The 19516-nt window shown below is 63.7% G+C and carries 21 protein-coding genes; 18 read left to right on the forward strand and 3 right to left on the reverse strand.

Annotated elements, in window-relative coordinates; genetic code table 11:
• Positions 1–37 precede the first annotated feature (37 nt).
• The 15 genes from ATJ78_RS05660 (at position 38) to ATJ78_RS05730 (ending at position 13902) form a co-directional block, all read left to right on the forward strand.
• Positions 38–1138, forward strand: a complete 1101-nt coding sequence (locus tag ATJ78_RS05660) for a thiamine pyrophosphate-dependent enzyme (RefSeq protein ID WP_098409227.1) — start codon at positions 38–40, stop codon at positions 1136–1138.
• 47 nt (positions 1139–1185) lie between these two features.
• Positions 1186–2151, forward strand: a complete 966-nt coding sequence (locus tag ATJ78_RS05665; protein ID WP_098409228.1) for an alpha-ketoacid dehydrogenase subunit beta — start codon at positions 1186–1188, stop codon at positions 2149–2151.
• A 15-nt stretch (positions 2152–2166) separates the two neighbouring features.
• Positions 2167–3465, forward strand: a complete 1299-nt coding sequence (locus tag ATJ78_RS05670; RefSeq protein ID WP_098406711.1) for a dihydrolipoamide acetyltransferase family protein — start codon at positions 2167–2169, stop codon at positions 3463–3465.
• Between the two features lie 408 nt (positions 3466–3873).
• Entirely contained in the window at positions 3874–5196 is a 1323-nt protein-coding gene (locus tag ATJ78_RS05675; protein ID WP_098406712.1) for a quaternary amine ABC transporter ATP-binding protein, read from the forward strand.
• A complete protein-coding gene (locus tag ATJ78_RS05680) occupies positions 5193–6137 on the forward strand; it encodes an ABC transporter permease (RefSeq protein ID WP_098406713.1) in 945 nt (314 codons plus the stop codon). Before ATJ78_RS05675 ends, ATJ78_RS05680 begins: the two co-directional genes overlap by 4 nt.
• A gap of 52 nt (positions 6138–6189) precedes the next feature.
• Positions 6190–7083 carry a glycine betaine ABC transporter substrate-binding protein gene (locus tag ATJ78_RS05685; protein WP_098406714.1) on the forward strand — a complete coding sequence of 298 codons (894 nt, stop codon included), beginning with the start codon at positions 6190–6192 and terminating at the stop codon, positions 7081–7083.
• 121 nt (positions 7084–7204) lie between these two features.
• A complete protein-coding gene (locus ATJ78_RS05690) occupies positions 7205–8173 on the forward strand; it encodes a metal ABC transporter solute-binding protein, Zn/Mn family (RefSeq protein ID WP_098406715.1) in 969 nt (322 codons plus the stop codon).
• On the forward strand, positions 8170–8994 hold the full coding sequence (locus ATJ78_RS05695; protein WP_098406716.1) for a metal ABC transporter ATP-binding protein: 825 nt from the start codon (positions 8170–8172) through the stop codon (positions 8992–8994). The genes ATJ78_RS05690 and ATJ78_RS05695 overlap by 4 nt, the downstream gene beginning before the upstream one ends.
• Positions 8991–9881, forward strand: coding sequence for a metal ABC transporter permease (locus tag ATJ78_RS05700; protein ID WP_098406717.1), 891 nt, complete (start codon positions 8991–8993; stop codon positions 9879–9881). Before ATJ78_RS05695 ends, ATJ78_RS05700 begins: the two co-directional genes overlap by 4 nt.
• A 74-nt stretch (positions 9882–9955) precedes the next feature.
• Positions 9956–10360, forward strand: coding sequence for a Fur family transcriptional regulator (locus ATJ78_RS05705; protein WP_098406718.1), 405 nt, complete (start codon positions 9956–9958; stop codon positions 10358–10360).
• A gap of 148 nt (positions 10361–10508) precedes the next feature.
• Positions 10509–10745 carry a 50S ribosomal protein L28 gene (rpmB, locus tag ATJ78_RS05710; RefSeq protein ID WP_018188988.1) on the forward strand — a complete coding sequence of 79 codons (237 nt, stop codon included), beginning with the start codon at positions 10509–10511 and terminating at the stop codon, positions 10743–10745.
• Positions 10745–10912 carry a 50S ribosomal protein L33 gene (gene rpmG / locus ATJ78_RS05715; RefSeq protein WP_098406719.1) on the forward strand — a complete coding sequence of 56 codons (168 nt, stop codon included), beginning with the start codon at positions 10745–10747 and terminating at the stop codon, positions 10910–10912. Before rpmB ends, rpmG begins: the two co-directional genes overlap by 1 nt.
• A 4-nt stretch (positions 10913–10916) precedes the next feature.
• Positions 10917–11222: a 30S ribosomal protein S14 gene (gene rpsN, locus ATJ78_RS05720; protein ID WP_098406720.1), complete on the forward strand. Its 306-nt coding sequence runs from the start codon at positions 10917–10919 to the stop codon at positions 11220–11222.
• Positions 11223–11494: 272 nt separating this feature from the next.
• Positions 11495–11782 carry an HU family DNA-binding protein gene (locus ATJ78_RS05725; RefSeq protein ID WP_098406721.1) on the forward strand — a complete coding sequence of 96 codons (288 nt, stop codon included), beginning with the start codon at positions 11495–11497 and terminating at the stop codon, positions 11780–11782.
• A 101-nt stretch (positions 11783–11883) separates the two neighbouring features.
• Positions 11884–13902, forward strand: a complete 2019-nt coding sequence (locus tag ATJ78_RS05730) for a bifunctional copper resistance protein CopD/cytochrome c oxidase assembly protein (RefSeq protein WP_211288433.1) — start codon at positions 11884–11886, stop codon at positions 13900–13902.
• Between the two features lie 60 nt (positions 13903–13962).
• On the opposite strand, the gene ATJ78_RS05735 is transcribed toward ATJ78_RS05730, so the two are convergent.
• Complete coding sequence (locus tag ATJ78_RS05735; protein WP_098406722.1) at positions 13963–15084, reverse strand: hypothetical protein; 1122 nt, start codon at positions 15082–15084, stop codon at positions 13963–13965.
• A gap of 104 nt (positions 15085–15188) precedes the next feature.
• Here ATJ78_RS05735 and ATJ78_RS05740 point away from each other — a divergent pair, with 104 nt between their 5' ends.
• Positions 15189–16502, forward strand: a complete 1314-nt coding sequence (locus ATJ78_RS05740; protein WP_098406723.1) for an ATP-dependent DNA helicase — start codon at positions 15189–15191, stop codon at positions 16500–16502.
• 25 nt (positions 16503–16527) lie between these two features.
• Here ATJ78_RS05740 and ATJ78_RS05745 read toward each other — a convergent pair whose 3' ends face one another.
• Complete coding sequence (locus tag ATJ78_RS05745) at positions 16528–17172, reverse strand: biliverdin-producing heme oxygenase (RefSeq protein WP_098406724.1); 645 nt, start codon at positions 17170–17172, stop codon at positions 16528–16530.
• A gap of 62 nt (positions 17173–17234) precedes the next feature.
• A complete protein-coding gene (locus tag ATJ78_RS05750; protein ID WP_098409230.1) occupies positions 17235–17546 on the reverse strand; it encodes a DUF2470 domain-containing protein in 312 nt (103 codons plus the stop codon).
• A gap of 148 nt (positions 17547–17694) precedes the next feature.
• Between ATJ78_RS05750 and ATJ78_RS05755 the strand changes: the two genes are divergently transcribed.
• Positions 17695–18933, forward strand: coding sequence for a serine hydrolase domain-containing protein (locus ATJ78_RS05755; RefSeq protein WP_169923396.1), 1239 nt, complete (start codon positions 17695–17697; stop codon positions 18931–18933).
• 58 nt (positions 18934–18991) lie between these two features.
• A complete protein-coding gene (locus ATJ78_RS05760; protein WP_098406726.1) occupies positions 18992–19513 on the forward strand; it encodes a DinB family protein in 522 nt (173 codons plus the stop codon).
• The last annotated feature ends 3 nt before the right edge of the window (positions 19514–19516 follow it).

A 19516-nucleotide genomic window follows, 5' to 3' on the forward strand; every position in this document is an offset into this window, starting at 1 on the left:
GGCCTCTGTGAACGACATCCAGAACACCTCGGTACGCATGCTCGCAGCGGACGGCACGTTCGCTCCGACTCCGGCGGCCGAAAGGTACCTTCCGATTCTCGACTCCCTGACGGACGCCGACCATCGCCGGTTCTACCGGGACATGGCCGTGACACGCGCCTTCGACATCGAAGCGGCGAACCTGCAGAGGCAGGGGCAGCTAGCGCTCTGGGCGCCGAGCCATGGGCAGGAGGCAGCGCAAGTCGGGTCAGCGCACGCGGCGCGCGGGCAGGACACGATCTTTCCGTCGTACCGCGAGCACGCCGTCGCCATGATCCGCGGCGTCGACCCCGTCGGCATCCTGGCCCTCTTTCGCGGCGTGACGCTCGGCGGCTGGGACCCGACAGACCCCGCGAACGGCAACGTGCGGCTGTACACGCTCGTGCTCGGCACCCAAGCGCTGCACGCGAGCGGCTACGGCATGGGCCTCACCTTCCGTGGCGAGACAGCGACGGGCGATCCTGACGCAGACAAAGCCGTCATGGTGTACTTTGGCGACGGCTCGACGAGCGAGGGCGACGTCAACGAGGCAATGATCTTCGCGGCGAGCTACCAGAACCCCCAGGTGTTCTTCTTGCAGAACAACCAGTGGGCGATCTCAGTGCCGGTCACGCGGCAGTCGCGTACACCGCTGTTCCAGCGTGCGGCGGGCTTCGGGCTCGACAGCGTGCACGTTGACGGAAACGACGTTCTGGCCAGTTACGCAGTGTCGCGCACGCATCTCGAGAACGCCCGCAGCGGCGAGGGCCCGCAGTTCATCGAGGCCGACACGTATCGGATCGGCGCGCACACGACGAGCGATGACCCGACGAAGTACCGGGCAAACGACGAGCTCGACACGTGGGTCGCTCGTGACCCGATCGTGCGCTTCGGCACCTGGCTGCGCGAGCAGGGAGCTCCGCAGAGCCTCTTCGACGAGGTCGACGCCGAGGCCAAAGACGTCGCCGCTGACGCGCGACGTCGCTGCCTCACGCTGCCCGACCCCGATCGAGACCAGATGTTCGACTTCGTCTACAGCGAGGATCATCCGCTCACCGATGATCAGGCGGACTGGCTTGAGCAGTACGAGGCGAGCCTTGAAGGGAGTGCAGACAGGTGACCGACACTCTCGAGACCGCTGCCTCGGCGGCATCCCAGACAACGACCATGCCGATGGCCAAGGCGCTCAACGCCGGTCTTCGCGCCGCGATGTCCGCAGATGACAACGTTCTGCTCATGGGGGAAGACATCGGGCCGCTCGGCGGCGTCTTCCGCGTGACCGAGGGACTGCACGCCGAGTTCGGCGAGAACCGCGTTCTCGACACCCCGCTCGCCGAGTCGGGGATCATCGGCACCGCGATCGGCCTGGCGATGAACGGATTCCGCCCCGTCTGCGAAATTCAATTCGACGGCTTCGTCTTTCCAGGCTTCAACCAGATCACGACGCAGTTGGCGAAGCTCACCAACAAGCACATGGGTGCGCTGTCGATGCCCGTGGTGATCCGCATTCCCTACGGCGGCCACATCGGAGCCGTCGAGCACCACCAGGAGAGCCCCGAGACATACTTCGCGCACACTCCCGGCTTGCGCGTGATCAGCCCGTCGACGCCGAATGACGCGTACTGGATGATCCAGGAGGCCATCGAGTCGAATGACCCGGTCGTCTTCTTCGAGCCCAAGAGCCGGTACTGGCAGAAGGGCGAGGTCGACGTCTCGGCACCCGCCGCGGATCTGCACGCGAGCCGGGTCGTGCGGGTGGGCAGCGATGCGACGCTCGTCGCCCATGGCGCCATGGTGACGACGGCGCTGCAGGCAGCCGAGCTGGCGTCTGCAGAGGGAATCAGTCTTGAGGTGGTCGACCTGCGCTCCATCTCGCCGATCGACTATGACCCGCTTCTCGCGAGCGTGCGCAAGACGGGAAGGCTCGTCGTCGCTCAAGAAGCATCCGGGTTCGTCTCTGTCGGCTCCGAGATCGCCGCGACCGTCGCCGAGCGCGCCTTCTACTCGCTTGAGGCGCCCGTGCTGCGGGTGTCTGGCTTTGACGTTCCGTTTCCCGCCGCGCGACTCGAGAAGGAGTTCCTTCCCGATGCCGACCGCATTCTCGAGGCCGTCGACCGGTCTCTCGCCTACTAGCCACCAGGAGAGCACATGAGCGAGTCAGAGTTTCCCCTCCCCGACGTCGGCGAGGGTCTCACCGAGGCCGAGATCGTGCAGTGGAAAGTCGCTCCCGGCGACACCGTCGAGCTCAATCAGGTGCTCGTCGAGATCGAGACGGCCAAATCGCTTGTCGAACTGCCGTCGCCGTTCGAGGGAACGATCGGCAAGATTCTCGTTGACGAGGGCACCACGGTCGATGTGGGCACGCCGATCGTGACGGTGCAGGGGGCGGATGCTGCGCCCGAACCCGTGCGTGAGGCCGAAGAGGTCGCCGCAGACACTCAGACGACGATCGAGGACGACGAGTCCGGCGAGGGCTCCGTGCTCGTGGGATACGGCACAGGGGCAGGCGCGCCGAGTCGTCGCCGCAAGAAGCGCAAGCCGGTCGCGGCGCCACGCCCCCCGGCATCCGTTCCGGCAGCGGCAGCAGGGCCGATCATCGCGAAGCCGCCGATTCGCAAGCTCGCAAAGGATCTCGGCGTCGACCTGAGCACCGTCGAAGGGACGGGACTCGCGGGGGAGATCACGCGCGACGACGTCGTGCGGCACGCGGGACAGGCGAGCGTGTTCCGCAACATCGAGACACCGGAATGGAGCGAGGACCGCGAGGAGCGCGTCCCCGTCAAGGGCGTGCGCAAGCAGATCGCGCAAGCGATGGTGTCGTCGAAGTTCCAGGCTCCGCACGTCAGCGTGTTCGTCGACGTCGATGCAACGCGCACGATGGAGTTCGTCAAGCGCCTCAAGGCATCAACGGACTTCGCCGGTGTCAAGGTCTCGCCCCTGCTGATCATGGCCAGGGCGATGATCTGGGCTGTGCGCCGCAACCCGAGCGTCAATGCGACGTGGACGGATGAAGAAATCATCATTCACCACTACGTCAATCTCGGCATCGCTGCGGCGACGCCGAGGGGCCTGCTCGTGCCGAACGTCAAGGAAGCACAGTCGATGACGCTGCTCGAGCTCGCAACGGCGCTGGAGCAGCTGACGCTCACTGCGCGAGATGGCAAGACGCAGCCGAGCGACATGCAGAACGGCACCATCACGCTCACGAACATCGGCGTGTTCGGCATGGACACGGGGACGCCGATTCTCAATCCTGGCGAAGTTGGAATCGTCGCCATGGGAACGATCAAGCAGAAGCCCTGGGTTGTCGATGGCGAGGTGCGTCCGCGTTTCGTCACGACGATTGGAGGGTCGTTCGATCACCGCGTCGTTGACGGCGATGTCGTTTCTCGCTTCATCGCTGACGTGGCATCCATCATCGAGGAGCCAGCACTACTTCTTGACTGAGTGTCGTACTGTCGACAATCCACATAACAAAGCAGTAACGACTAGTAAAACGCTTCTGACCGGGTATTTTGACGTGCACCTACGGGTTTGCGTGGCCCGTTACGCTGTGCCTCGCCTCGCGTTGCGTTGTCTTGACCGTTAAGCTGGCCTATGGCCTTCGGGCCGTCCCAACCAGTCCGCGCCCCCGAGAAACTGGCCTCCGCCGGAGTCACCTGGGCGTATGGTCGAGGGCATCGGCGTCGACTACCCGGTCGGCGCCTCGGCAGACACCCGAGTTCGCCGCGGTGGCTCACCCGGCCGCCTTTACCGCTTGATCAAGGTGAACCTGCCGTGCACTTGACCCGGCCGCAAACACAATAGCCGCACACGAAGCCGCATCGTTCGCTTCTGTGCGTGCCTGGAGAATACGTGTCAGAAACTGTCGCGCTTAAAGCGCAGAATCTCTACAAAGTCTTCGGGCGGCGCCCCAAAGAGGTCATCAAGCGACTCAAGGCCGGCGAATCGCGTGATTCGCTGACCGCGCTGGGCACCGCCGCCGTCATCGACGCTAGCTTCGAGGTCACGCAGGGCGAGATCTTCGTCGTCATGGGGCTCAGCGGTTCCGGAAAGTCGACGTTGATCCGCATGCTCAACGGCCTCTGGGACACGAGCGAGGGCTCCGTCACTATCGGCGATACCGCGATCACCGGCATCTCTGACAAGGAGCTTCGCACCGTGCGCCGCAAGCGCATCTCGATGGTCTTTCAGCACTTCGCCCTTCTGCCGCACCGTACGGTGCTGGACAACGTGGCGTACGGGCTGGAAATCCAGGGGATGTCCAAGGCCGAGCGCCAGCAGAAGGCCCTGGAATGGGTTGAGCGTGTCGGTCTGAAAGGCTGGGAAGACAAGCTTCCCAGCCAGCTCTCCGGCGGCATGCAGCAGCGTGTCGGCCTCGCACGCGCGCTTTCTGCCGACACCGACATCCTGCTCATGGATGAGGCGTTCTCAGCTCTCGACCCGCTCATCCGGCGCGAGATGCAAGAACAGCTCGTCGAGCTGCAGCAGGAGCTCGGCAAGACCATCATCTTCATCACGCATGATCTCAACGAGGCAATGTTCCTCGGGGACCGCATTGCCGTGATGCGCGACGGTCGCATCGTGCAGATTGGCGCACCCGACGACATCCTCACGGACCCCGCGAACGACTACGTCGCCCAGTTCGTACAGGATGTTGACCGCGCGCGTGTGCTGACAGCATCCGGAGTCATGGAACCTGCCCGGTCGGTCATCACGGCGACCGCCGGGCCACGCGGCGCTCTGCGCACCATGCGCGATCTGCAGACGTCTGCGGCGTTCGTCGTCGGCCATGGCCGTAAGCTGCTCGGCGTCGTCCGCGACCGCGACGTCATGCGCGCGGTCAAAGACAACGAGAAGGACATCATGTCGATCCTGCGGCACGACACACCGACCGTCGCTCCGGATCAGCATCTCGTCGACCTGTTCGGTATCTCGGCGGAATCGACGTTGCCCGTGGCGGTTGTCGACGAGAACGAGCGCCTTCTCGGCGCGATCCCCCGCGTCACGCTGCTGGCCTCGCTCGGCAACGTTCCGTCGACGACCACCGAGATTCCGGTCGTCGAGCCTCCCGTGACCGTACCTGTCGAAGCAATGACCGAGACGCTGCGTGAGACCGCGGGCGAAGAAGTGACTGCCGACGAAGCAGCCGCCGCAAGCGAAGGGAGCGCCAGCTGATGGAGTTTAGACTTCCCCTTGGCGAGTGGGTTGAGGCGTTCAGCGACTTCGTCACGAACACCTTCGCAGGGCTCTTCGACGTGATCGCCGCCATTTTCGGCGGTTTCTACGACGGCGTCGACTGGCTTCTCGCAACGCCTCCGTTCTGGGTGATCATGATCATCCTCGCGGTCGCGGGCTTCTTTGCGCGCGGCTGGGTCTTCGCCGTGGGCACGGTGGTCGGGCTCCTGCTGATTCTCAGCGTGAATCAGTGGGACAACGCCATGGACACGCTCGCGCTCACACTCGTCGCGGCCGCGATCGCCGTCATCATCGCGATTCCCGTGGGCATCTGGGCCGCGCGGTCCGACACGGCATCCAAAGTGATCCGGCCGATTCTCGACTTCCTGCAGACGATGCCGGCTTTCGTCTACCTGATTCCAGCGATCTTCCTGTTCAGCGTGGGTGTCGTTCCCGGTGTCGTCGCGACGATCCTCTTCGCTGTCGCGCCCGGTGTGCGGCTGACGGAACTCGGAATTCGCGGCGTGGACACCGAAGTTGTCGAGGCGGGCCACGCGTTCGGGGCATCGCCACGGCGCATCCTCATGCAGATTCAGCTTCCGCTCGCGCGGCCGAGCATCATGGCCGGCGTCAACCAGGTGATCATGCTGTCGCTGTCTATGGTCGTGATCGCCAGCATGGTCGGCGCGCCTGGACTCGGTAAGCCGATCATCTCGGCGCTGCAGTCGATCAATATCGGGCTCGGCTTTGAGGCAGGCCTGTCGGTTGTGATCCTCGCGATTCTGCTCGACCGCCTGACGGCAACGCTCGGCGGCGACCACAAGAAGAAGCGGGCAAAGCCGGCGGCTTCCGCCAGCGACACCTCTCAGAATGCGAGCGACGACGCTGAAGAGACGACCGAGGCCGGGCAGAAGCGCGCTGCCGCCGCGGACGTCAGCTGACCTGTTCGAAGAATGTAAACCTCGGCTTGCCCGGGGCGTAGAAAGGAAAAGAATGAAGAAGCGTATTCTCGCTGTGGCCGCCATGGCCACGGCCGCTGTTCTCGGCGTGACGGGCTGCTCGGGTGATTCCGGCGGCTCCGGCGGCGGCAGCGAAGACAAGGGCGACATCACGATCGGCGTCTTCAACGGATGGCCCGAGGGTGAGGCTGCCTCGTACCTGTGGAAGTCGATCCTTGAGGACAAGGGCTACAACGTCTCGCTTGAGTACGCAGACGCGGGGCCCGTCTTCGCCGGTGTCGCGAGTGGAGACTACGACTTCGCACTTGACGGCTGGCTTCCGCTGACGCACAAGAAGTACTTCGAGCAGTTCGAGGGCGAGATCGTCGACCTCGGTGCATGGAACGAAGACGCGAAGCTCACGTTCGCCGTGAACGCCGACGCACCGATCGACTCGCTCGAGGAGCTCGCTGCCAACGCTGACAAGTTCGGCAACAAGATCATCGGGATCGAGCCGGGCGCTGGCCTGACCATGACGACGAAGGACGCCGTCATTCCCGAGTACGGCCTTGAGGACATGGAGTACATCACGTCGTCGACCCCGGCGATGCTCGCCGAGCTCAAGAAGGCGCTGGATGCTGACGAGAACATCGTCGTGACGCTGTGGCGTCCGCACTGGGCCTACGACGCCTTCGACATCAAGGACCTCGAGGACCCGAAGAAGGCCCTCGGCGAGGCGGAGTCGATCCACACCTTCACGAGCACCGGTTTCGAAGAGGACTTCTCCGAGGTCAACGAGTGGCTGAGCAACTTCAAGATGGACTCGGACCTGCTGTTCTCGCTTGAGAACGTCATGTACAACACCGACGAGGAGATCAAGGACTACACGCCCATCGTCGAGGACTGGATCGCTGAGAACCAGGACTACGTCGACGGCCTCACCAAGTAGGTCTCTGACGCGGAAAGCGGCGGGTGCTCCCCACGGGAGAGTGCCCGCCGCTTTGCTGTGCCTGACAGCATCCATCGATTCGACTTTGAAAATCATTATCAATAGTGCTTAGATTGCATGTGTGAAACGAACGATCCCCACCGCACTCATTGCTGTCTCCGCAACCGCGCTTGCCCTCAGTGGCTGCTCCTCGTCCGCCGACTCGGCCGAGACAGATGGGGTGAGCATCGTCGCTTCGACGAACGTTTACGGGGACATCGCCGCGGCAATTGCCGGCGACGCTGCGGACGTCACCTCCATCATCGATTCGAGTGTTCAGGATCCGCACTCCTACGAGGCGAGTGCGCAGGACCGTCTCGCCGTGAGTAAGGCTGACATCGTGATCCAGAATGGCGGAGGTTACGACGGGTTCATCGACAGCCTGCTCGGAGATGCCGACCCGATCGTGCTCAACGCGTCAGAGATCTCGGGACTGATGCCCGAGGCTGAGGGCCATGAGCATGAGCACGAAGGTGAGCACGACGAAGACGGCGCTCATGGCCACGAAGGTCACAACCACATCGAGGGCTTCAACGAGCACGTCTGGTATAGCCTCGACGCCATGAACCACGTCGCTGAACACCTTGCCGAGGAGCTCAGCGAGCTGGACCCCGATAACGCGAGCACCTTTGAGGACAACTATGACGAGTTCTCAGCGGAGCTCGAAAGCGCTCATGAGTCGCTGCACGAGCTCGGTGAGAGTGCCACGGGTGCGTCCGTGCTGATCACGGAGCCCGTGCCGCTGTACCTGCTTGAAGACGCGGGGTTGGTGAACGAGACGCCCGCCGAGTTCAGCGAGGCAGTCGAAGAGGGAACGGACGTTCCGGCGGCGGTGATTCAGGAGATGCTCGAGCTCGTCCAGTCGGGGGACATCGCCATGCTCGCATACAATGAGCAGACGAGCGGCCCCATCACCGAAGAGGTGAAGGACGCCGCAGAATCGGCCGGCGTTCCCGTGGTGTCGTTCTCAGAGACTCTGCCCGACGGCGAGGGATATGTCAGCTGGATGACCGCCAACATCGAGGCACTGAGTGAGGTCTTCACCGCGTGACGCAGCACGAGCATCCCAGCGACCCGGTCGTCTCGCTTCGAGACGCCGGGCTTCGCTTTGGCGACCGCACTCTGTGGTCGAATCTCACTCTTGACGTCTGCCCGGGCGAGTTTCTCGCCGTGCTCGGCCCGAACGGGTCGGGAAAGACGACTCTGCTCAAGACGCTGCTCGGTCAGCAGGAGCTCACGGAGGGCACCGTCGCGATCAACGGTCATCCGGTGCGGCGCGGCGACAGACAGATCGGCTACATCCCGCAGCAGAAGCTCATTCCTGCGGGAACGCCCATGCGCGCGCGAGATCTCGTGGCACTCGGTGTCAACGGGCACAGGTTCGGAATTCCGCGATCGCGACGTGCCGAACGAGAGCGCGTCGACGAGCTTCTCGACGCCGTCGGAGCCACGAGCTACGCCGACGAGCCGGTCGGCAGTCTCTCCGGAGGAGAGCAGCAGCGATTGCGCGTCGGTCAGGCGCTCGCAGCGGATCCCAGCATCCTGCTGTGTGATGAACCGCTGCTGAGCCTCGATCTGCACCACCAGCGCGGGGTCAGCGAACTCATCGATGCTCGTCGCCGAGAGGCCGACACGGCCGTGCTGTTCGTCACCCACGACGTCAATCCCGTATTGAACATGGTCGACCGCATTCTCTACTTCGCAGGCGGGCGCTTTCTCGAGGGCACGCCAGACGAGGTGCTGCGCTCCGACGTGCTGTCCACGCTGTACGGGACGCCCGTCGAGTGCATTCGCACGGGAGGGCGTGTGGTCGTCGTCGGAATTCCGGATGCTGAGACGACACACCACCACCAGCATGAGGGCGCTGCATGAACCCGGTGCTCTCCGCGCTCGTGCACACGGCGTCCGAAGACGACATCTGGTCGCGACTGTTCAACTTTGAGAACTACGGCGAACTGCTCGCCCTCGTGCACAACTCGGTGATCGCGGGCGCTGTTCTCGGTATCGTCGGCGGGCTCATCGGAGTTTTCGTCATGCAGCGCGACATGGCCTTTGCCGTGCATGGCATCAGTGAGCTCTCCTTCGCCGGAGCATCGGCAGCGCTGCTCTTTGGCGCGAACGTGATCACCGGGTCTCTCGCGGGCGCACTGGTCTCCGCGATCATGATCGGCCTTCTCGGGTCCAAAGCACGGGATCGCAACTCGATCATCGGGGTGCTCATGCCGTTCGGGCTCGGTCTCGGCATACTCTTTCTCGCCCTGTATCCCGGCCGGTCTGCGAATAAGTTCGGCCTGCTCACCGGACAGATCATCGCCGTCGACAATCCGCGCCTCGGCTGGCTCATCGCAATCTCCGTCGTTGTACTCATCGGCCTGCTGTGGATGTGGCGGCCGCTCAGCTTCGACAGCCTCGATGCCGACGTCGCTGCGGCGCGGGGCGTGCCGACGCGCTTCATCTCTCTGGCGTTCATGGTGCTGCTCGGTCTTATCGTCGCCGTGTCTGTGCAGATCATCGGAGCGCTGCTCGTGCTCGCTCTTGTCGTGACACCGGCAGCTGCCGCACTGCGTGTGTCGAGTTCGCCCATCATGGTCCCGGTGCTCGCCGTGACGTTCGGCTTCGTCTCCGCCGTCGGTGGAATCATGCTCGCGATCGGCGGCTCTCTTCCGATCAGCCCGTACATCACGACGATCTCATTCGCGATCTATCTCGTGGCGCGACTCGTCGGGCTCAGGCATAAGGCCCGTCCCGCCGTTCGGTGAGGTCTTACGGCATGACACTCACCCGGGAATCCCGGCATCTCGGGGTAGTCTGGAGGGTGCTCTGGAGGTGAAGCATGGTCGTGAGACGCAATACGTGGCAGCGTGAGGCCGTGCGCGACGCATTGGACTCGGCAGATGGGTTCGTCAGTGCTCAAGGTCTTCACTCGCAGCTGAAAGACGCGGGTTCGCACATCGGTCTCGCAACGGTATACCGGGCACTTGCTGACCTCGCGACAGACGGCGATGCCGACTCGCTGCAGTCGCCCGAGGGTGAAGCGCTTTATCGTGCGTGTGAATCATCGGGGCATCACCATCACCTCATCTGCCGCACCTGCGGGGTGACGGTCGAGATCGAGGCGGGAGAGGTCGAGCGCTGGGCGCGCAACGTCGCCGCCGAGCACGGGTTCACCGACGCTCGCCACATCGTCGACATCTTCGGACTATGCCCCGAATGCTCTGCCGCACAGCGACAGCCCTGAGCGAGAGTGCCGACCGACTGTGATAGAGTATCTCTTTGGCTGATCGGACCCTCTCGACCGATCATGCCGCGTATCGCCTTACGAGGCCGATATGCCGACAAGAGATCTTGGGCAGGGCATCCGCTCTGCGGTACTGAAGGAGACCACTATGGCAGCAGTGTGCCAGGTGACTGGAGCCGTTCCCGGCTTCGGGCACAACATCTCGCACTCGCACCGGCGCACCAAGCGTCGTTTCGACCCGAACATCCAGAAGAAGACCTACTACGTTCCGTCGCTTCGTCGTAACGTGACGCTCACGCTGAGCGCCAAGGGCATCAAGGTCATCGACGCACGCGGCATCGAGTCCGTCGTCAAGGACCTTCTCGCACGTGGGGAGAAGATCTAATGGCAAAGGCACAGGATGTCCGCCCGATCATCAAGCTTCGTTCGACGGCCGGAACCGGGTTCACGTATGTGACCCGCAAGAACCGCCGCAACAACCCAGACCGACTCGTGCTGAAGAAGTATGACCCTGTCGTCCGCAAGCACGTTGACTTCCGCGAGGAGCGATAAGCATATGGCTAAGAAGAGCAAAATCGCGCGCAACGAGCAGCGCAAGCAGGTTGTGGCGCGTTACGAAGAGAAGCGTCGCGAGTTGAAGAAGGCGCTCGTCGACCCCAACGGCACCGACGAGTCGCGTGAGGCCGCTCGCGTTGGACTGCAGAAGCTTCCGCGCAACGCCTCCCCGGTTCGTGTCCGCAACCGTGACTCGATCGATGGACGCCCCCGCGGCATCCTGAACCGCTTCGGCATCTCGCGCGTCCGTTTCCGCGAGATGGCACACCGTGGCGAGCTGCCCGGCGTGACAAAGTCAAGCTGGTAAATCAGCCTTCGTAAAAAGGGCATCGGCATTCGTGCCGATGCCCTTTTTCATGCCGGAATCACGGGCGAAACTCCCCAAATTCACACGTTTGAGGTGCATTTCAGTCGATTTCGCCCGACACGCCCACTGAAAGTGCCCGAAAACCCGCAGAAATCCGCGAAATCATGCGGTTCTCTGTTACATTCATCGAGTCACAGAACCTCGGTGATTACTCGTCACAGGGGCCGAAAACCGCGTGATTCACGCAGCAAACGTCCGAGGAGGACAACTCAATGGCTGATAAGTCGCTCAACAAGACCGAGCTCGTCGCGAAGATTGCCTCGTCGACCGGCCAGAGCCAGGCTGCCGTCGGTGGCGTGCTCGACGCGCTGTTCGCTGAGCTTGCTGACGCTGTCAGCAGCGGCGTCAAGGTTTCGATCCCCGGTTGGCTCGCCGTCGAGCGCACCGACCGTGCTGCTCGTACCGGCCGCAACCCGCAGACGGGCGAGACCATCAACATCCCGGCCGGTCACTCGGTGAAGGTCACGGCTGGCTCGAAGCTCAAGTCGGCTGTCAAGTAACACGCAGTCCATTCGAAAGGCGCCGTGCTCATGCACGGCGCCTTTTTTGCACCCGTGCTTCCTGAAGCCTCGCACTCAGGTCTCCCGCGTACGCTTATAGGGTGACCCGTTCTCTGCGCATTCTCGGCCCCTCTGTGCTGCTTGCCGTCGCGCTGCTCGCCGTCTTCACGGGGCTCGCGATCGGCGGAGGAGCCGATGCGCCGGCGATCGGGGATCCCGGCGAGATCGTGCGCTTCGGGCTGCCGATCACCAAGCTCCTCGTCAACCTCGGTGCCGCGCTCACGCTCGGCACGATCGTCATCGCCCTCTTCGCCCTTGACGCGACTCGGCCGGCCTACGAACGAGCACTTGACGTCGCTGCAGCCGGAGCGGGCGTCTACACGGTCGCGTCGGCAGCGACCGCCTTCTATACATTCATGAACATCACGGGAACCCAGTTCTCGTTCGGCAACGACTTCGGGCAGAAGTTGGCCGTGTTCTTCACCGACGTCGAGGTCGGTCAAGCATGGCTCATCACCACGCTCATCGCCGCGGCCGTAACCGTGCTGTGCTTTGCCGTGCGCAATCAGACGGGGCTCTTCTTCGTCGGCGTCCTCGCTCTGGCGTCCCTCATCCCCATGGCGGAGCAGGGACACGCCGCCGGGGCGGCGAACCACGCTCAGGCCGTGAACGGGCTCGGCCTCCACTTGCTCTTCGCCGCCGTCTGGCTCGGCGGGCTTCTCGCGCTCATCCTGCTCAAGCGGGAACTCGATGGAGCCGAACTCACGCAGGCACTCAGCCGCTATTCGTCCATCGCGCTCATCTGCTTCATCGTCGTCGCTGTCTCCGGCTACGTCAGTGCGCAGCTTCGCATCGGAGCGTGGGCAGAGCTTCTCACTCCCTACGGGCTTCTCGTTCTGCTCAAGGTGGCCGCGCTCGTCGTGCTCGGCATGTTCGGGGCGATGTATCGCCGCTGGGTGATCAGGCGGATGCCGCAGCCTGGCGCGGGCTCCCACGGCACCGTGTCTCGCGCAGCCCGGTCCCGCACGCAGCTGTTCTGGATGCTTGCCGTCGCCGAACTGGGGTTCATGGGAGTCGCGTCCGGTGTCGCGGCCGCGCTCGCGCGAACGGCAACCCCTGTGCCGCAGGAAGCGCCGCAGGAGGGCACACCGGCCGTGCTGCTCACGGGTGACCCTCTGCCGCCCCCGGTTCAGCCGTCGACCTTCATCACGGGCTGGGACATCGATCTCATCTGGATGCTCGTGTGCGGCTTCGGCATCTTCTTCTACCTCGCGGGTGTGTGGCGGCTCCGTAAGCGCGGCGACCACTGGCCGGTGCTGCGTACCGTCTCCTGGATCGCGGGGCTCCTTCTGCTGTTCTACTTCACGAGCGGCGCCACAAACCTGTATCAGCGGTATCTCTTCAGTCTGCACATGCTCGGGCACATGGGACTGACCATGGCCGTGCCGGTGTTGCTGGTCCCCGGGGCGCCGTTCACGCTCGCGCTTCGCGCTCTGCACAAGCGAACGGACGGCTCTCGCGGTCCGCGCGAGTGGGTGCTGACATTCGTGCATTCAAAGGTGTCCACGTTCCTCAGTCATGGCGTCATCGCCGCCGTTCTGTTTGCCGGCTCGCTCTGGGTCTTCTATTACTCGCCACTGCTGCGATGGGCCATGGAAGAGCACATCGGGCACGAGTGGATGATCGCGCACTTCGTCATCACGGGATACCTGTTCGTCAACGCCCTTATCGGCATTGACCCGGGCCCGCCTCGACTCGGGCATCCGATGCGTCTGATGCTGCTGCTCGCGACAATGGCGACGCACGCGTTCTTCGGCCTGTCGATCATGATGAGCACGGGACTGTTCGCCGCTGACTGGTTCGGCGCGATGGGCCGTACCTGGGGGCCAACCCCGCTCGAGGACCAGTACATCGGGGGCGGCATCGCGTGGAGCGTGGGAGAGATCCCGACGATCATCCTGGCGATCATCGTCGCCGTGCAGTGGGCGAAGTCCGACACGCGAGAGCAGAAGCGGCTCGACCGCGCAGAGGCGCGCAGTGACGACGCGAAGCTGCGCGCCTACAACGAGCAGCTGGCCAAGCTTGCCGAGCAAGACGGGGCGAGCAAAGACCGCGTGTGACCGGATGCTGTCGCAGCAGCGCTCTCGCGGTCTGCGGGCCGCGAAGGCACGGCCGTACGGTCAGTTCGCGTCGTCCTCGTCGTCGCCGCTCGCGGTCTCCTTCGTCAGAAGCTGTGCGGTGACTGTTCCGTCTGAGAAGAGATAGACGTTTCCGAACGCCTTGAAGGGCACGTTCTCCGTGACCTTGTCGATCGACCCATCGGCGAGCGACTGAATGTCGACGTCGATTGTCGCTGTCGCTTCGCTGTTCGGGACTTCCCAGGAGTTGCTGCCGGGAACCAGCTCGATCTCGGGGTACGACGAGATGCTCCACGCCGGCTCTCCCGAGACGCGGTCGGTGACTTCAAAGCCGAACGGGCAGCCTGTGGGCTGCAGAATGACCTGCGTCGCGCACTCATCGAGCTGAGCGTTGAACTGCTCCTGCGCAGCCTCGATGAACGCGTCCGTCGGCTCGGCGTCAACGCTCGCTTCTTCTACCTGCCCGGGCGAATCGGCAAAGACCTCGTCGGCATCCGCGGTCAGGTAGTCCGTGTCCACGGCGAAGTCGTAGCGCCCCGGTGTGAAGATGAGCACGTTCACGATGTTGTCGAATGCTGGTTCGGTGCCCTTGGGCGCGACCTGACGCGTATCGAAGTCTGCGCCGTTCATGGAGAACTGAGTTGTGTGGTTGACGCTGAGGTTCACCGCGGCGAGCGGGCTGGTCGAGAACTCCCAGTGACCGAAGAAACCGCCGATCTTCGTCAGCTCGAACACTGCTGTGCCGCTGTCATCGCCGATCATGAAGTCGTACGTCACCTGGTGCGTGCCGTCGCTCATCGCAGTGTCAGAGACGAACGACGTCTCGGTGACAGGTGAGATGACGCTGTTGCGCAGCAGCTTGTCCGACGCATTCTCGGGCAGGCCGGCGCTCTTCAGCTCGTCGGCTGAGAGCTTGACGCCCGGAACATCGAGAGCCGACGCCGCGTCGCCGCGCTGCAGGGCGTCGAGGTACTGCGTCACGGTACCGCGCGCGCCGTAGACGGTGCGCTGCAGAGACCCCACGGCGCTCGCTGCTGCGCCGAGAAGCATGACGCCGACGATCACCCAGATGATGATGAACCGGGTGCGAGCCGGGTCAGACGTGCGCTGCGGCTGCTGCGGGGCCGGCGCAGGGCTTGGGTGAGCTGGGGGTACCTGGTTCACAGAGGCCATCCTAGGGCAGGGCATTGCGAAGGGCGACGGGTACTGCTGCCCGTCGCCTATCATGGGTGGGATCGCGCCGAACGGAAAAGAGTCTGCACCCCCACATGTCCGATTTCGCCCTCGCACCTGAGCAGCAGGCGGTTTTCGATCTCATCGAGAAGACCCGCGACCACATTTTCGTGACAGGCAGGGCGGGCACCGGAAAGTCGACGTTGCTCAACGAGCTCGCGTGGCGCACCGACAAGCAGCTTGTGATCGCCGCCCCGACGGGAGTCGCGGCTCTCAACGTCGGCGGGCAGACCATCCACTCGCTTTTCCGGCTGCCCATCGGCGTGATCGCCGACAGTGACATCGACCAGAACGACGCGGTGCGCAAGCTGCTCAACACGATCGAGACGCTCGTCATCGACGAGGTCTCGATGGTCAATGCCGATCTCATGGACGCGATCGACCGCAGTCTGAGGCAGGCGCGCCAGCGAAAGAGCGAACCGTTCGGCGGCGTGCAGATCGTGCTGTTTGGTGATCCCTATCAGCTCGCCCCCGTACCCGGGGACCCCGAAGAGCGTGCGTACTTCGCCGACACCTATCGATCGATGTGGTTCTTTGACGCGAAGGTCTGGCTTGACGCACCACTGACGATCGTCGAGCTCACAGAGATCCACCGGCAGCACGACGTCGACTTCAAGCGCATGCTCAATGCCGTGCGTCATGGACGGGTGACCGCCGATATCGCGGAGCGACTCAACACGATGGGTGCGCGCACACCGCCGAGCGACGGAGCCATCACCCTCGCCTCGCGCAACGACAGCGTCAATCGCATCAACAACGCCGCCCTCGCCCGGTTGCCCGGCCGGTCGCTGAGCGCAAAGGCAGAGATCAACGGAGACTTCGGCGGGCGCGCGTATCCGGCCGAAGAGACCCTCGAGCTCAAGCAGGGCGCTCAGGTGATGTTCTTGCGAAACGACGGCGGAAACGACGGGGGACCGCGCTGGGTCAACGGAACGATCGGCACGGTGACGAAGATCACGTCAAACGTGTTCGTCGAGGTCGACGGTGAAGAGCACGAGGTCGAACCCGCCACGTGGGAGAAGTACCGCTACTCATATTCGCCCATCACCAAACGCCTGAAGCGCGAGATCGTCGCCGAGTTCGAACAGTTTCCGCTGCGGCTCGCGTGGGCCGTGACGATTCACAAGTCACAGGGAAAAACGTACGACCGCGCAATCGTCGATCTCGGCACGCGGGCTTTCAGTCCGGGCCAGACGTACGTCGCGTTGAGCCGTCTCACGTCGCTCGAGGGTCTTTACCTGTCGCGTCCGCTGCGCCCGAGCGACATCATCGTCGATCGTGATGTGCAGCGCTTCATGGCGAACGTCACGCGCATTGCGGGGGCGGATGCTGCGGGTGCAGTGCACTGAGCGCACGCCGCCGTCCGATTCGGCGTCAGGCAGCAGCCTGCTTCTGCCGGAGCAGATCGACGAAAAGATCTGAGTTGAACCGGTACGCGATCAGCGTCTCGTCGATCATGCGCTCGCGCTCGACGTCGTTCCACGGCGCGTCGTCGAGTGCGCGGCGGTAGGTGTTCTTGAACGCGTCGAGGTCATCGATGTCGTCGAAGGCGTAGAACTCGACGCCTCGACGCTCGAATCCGAAGTGGCGAGACATGAGCCGCGCAATGAACTGCCCGCCCGACAGGTCGCCAAGGTATCGCGTGTAGTGGTGCGCGATGAAGCCTGCGGGCCACCCCGAAACCTCGCGAATGCGCTGCGCATACGCCTCGGTCGTCGGCAGCGGGGTGATCGCGCGCCTCCACTGTGAGCCGAACAGATGCTCGAGGTCGCGCTCGAGAGCGGGCAGGCGCGTGAGCTCCGGGTGCAGAAACGGGGCAGCCTCAGCATCCGCTGCAAGCCCTGTCGCGCCGGCCTCGAGTGCGTCGTAGATGAACCAGTGCTGAGCGGAGAGCGCCGCATAGTCGCTCTTCGTGCCGCGTCCCTGCATGAGGTCGCGCATGAACGCTGCACCTTCACTGTCAGAGTGCGATGCGCGCGTGCGCTCAGCGAGTCGGGCAGAGAATCGGGTGGCGGTCATGCTGCTCCGTCGGCGTCAGGAAAGTAAGGGTACCCTTAGCCTATGGATCGCCGGGGCTCGTGTCACGTGCTTTTTCGATCTCCGCGTTCGCCACCGAGGCGCTGGACGGCGCCACGATGCAGCTCGACCACCGCACGGCGCACGTCTTTGCGCTCGACGACCTCGGCCGGCCACGGAATGCGCGTGCGGACCGTCGCGCCAGCGGCATCCGAATACTCCCAGTCTCCGCCGTCACCGTCGAACCCCACCATGGCCACATCGGATGCTGCGGGGTCGGCGAAGGCGTGCACGATCGTGTGGTTGTCGGCAACGTGATCGCCGTTCATGTGCGCCAGAATGGCCGAGATCACATCGTTGTCGAAATGCTGCGTCATGTCGATAGTCAATCAGTCTCGCGCCGGGCCGCGCCAGTATCGCCGATCGACCCATACGGCTTCGGCACAGTTTTGCCGGTTACAATCCAGCAAGAGCTCTTGTGGGGGAGGCTGCTTGGTGAGAGGTTTTGGGCACCGTTCACGCGCGATGGCCGCTGTGTCCGTTCTCGGCGTGGGCCTCATGGCGCTGACCGCATGTTCGGGAGAACCTGCACCAGCGGTGACGCTGCAGCCGCAAGTGGATGCCACGTTGCCCGAGGATGCGACAACGCTCATCGATGAGGCTGTGAACCACGCCATCGCGGCGTCGGGATCGACCGGAGCGATCGCTGGGGTGTGGGCTCCTTGGGCTGGCGTGAACCTCAAGGGCTATGGCGTCACAGAAATCGATGGGGACACCGAGGTGACGTCCGATATGGCATTTCGCATCGGCGCGAACACGCGACCGATGACGTGCACGGTGCTGCTCGCGCTCGCCGATGAGGGCGTTGTCGCGGTGGATGACAAGGTGTCGGAGTACCTGCCGACGACGGTCGGTGTCGAAGGACTCACGCTTGAGCACCTGTGCCAGGGAACATCGGGATTCGGTGACTACCGCGCGAATCTCGACAAGAGCTTCATTCAGAATCCCGAGCGGGTCTGGTATCCGACCGAACTCTACAACGACGGAATGGCCACTCACGAGGCGACACCCGGCGAGTCGTTCTCGCCCGCAGCCACGGGCTATGTGCTTCTCGGGCAGGCGTTGCAGTCGGCGACGGGCAAGACCTTCGCCAAGCTCTACGAGCAGTACGTCTTCGCGCCTCTCGGGCTCGAGAACACCTCTCTTCCGTCTCCGACAGACGTGGAGCTCCCCGATGAATCGCTGCACAGCTACGAGTCGCTGACAGTGTCGGGCAAACCGCAGTGCGATAAGCCGTACGACCAGTCGAAGCAATCGTCGTCACTGGGATTCACGTCCGGCGGCGTGGTCTCGACAGCGCAAGACCTTCACGCGTTCTCGCAGGCGTTCGCTCAGGCGAAGCTGTTCAGCGACGAGGCTGCGAAACACCAGGAGAAGACGCGTGCGATCAGCGATGACGCCGCCTCGTGGATCGAGTACGGGTTCGGAACCTACCATTACGGACCGATGTATGGGCAGGCGGGCGATGTGCCTGGCTTCATCACCGCGGCACTGAGTGATCCGGCATCCGGTCTCACCGTCGTAGTCATGCTGAACAACTCGACCGCGGGCGGCTCGCTTGCTCTCTCGCTCGCCATGCAGCTCGCGTCGTACGGTTCGAAGCTGCCCGCAGCGTCGGGCTCCGACGCGCCATCGATCGATTTGCCGTGGTCGGCCGAGCAGATGAACCAGCAGGTGAGCGACAAAGCCGTGTGCCAAGGCTGAGATGCCCGATGGGCGACGCAAACCTGCATTTCGGCAGTGTCGCCCCTAGTCTGGACGTATGCCCATCACTCCCGACACGAAAGACTGGACGTGGGTTCTCACGCGTCCCTGCCCCGAGTGCGGCTTCGACGCCAGAACGGTGATGGTATCGGACGTCGCTGGTTTCGCCCGCGCGAACGCCGGGGTGTGGGCAGATGCCCTTGAGCGTGACGACGTCCGTGAGCGCCCGAATGACAGCACGTGGTCTCCGCTCGAGTACGCATGCCACGTGCGCGACGTACACAGTCTCTTCGCCGAGCGGCTGGTGCTGGCGATGACTCATGAGAACCCGGTCTTTCCCGATTGGAATCAAGACGATGCGGCCGTGCAGGGGCAGTATCACAATGAAGACCCGGAGCGCGTTGCGCGAGACCTGACGGATGCTGCATTCGCCTCGGCTGAGGCATTCGACGCCGTGCCCGCCGCTGCCGCCGCTCGCACGGGGCGGCGCAGTGACGGAGCCTCGTTCACGATCGAGACTCTCGGTCAGTATTACGTGCACGACATTGTGCATCACGCCTGGGACGTCACTCACGACTGAGGC

It is taken from the genome of Paramicrobacterium agarici, from assembly GCF_002563955.1.
In the GTDB taxonomy this organism is placed as follows: domain Bacteria; phylum Actinomycetota; class Actinomycetes; order Actinomycetales; family Microbacteriaceae; genus Paramicrobacterium; species Paramicrobacterium agarici.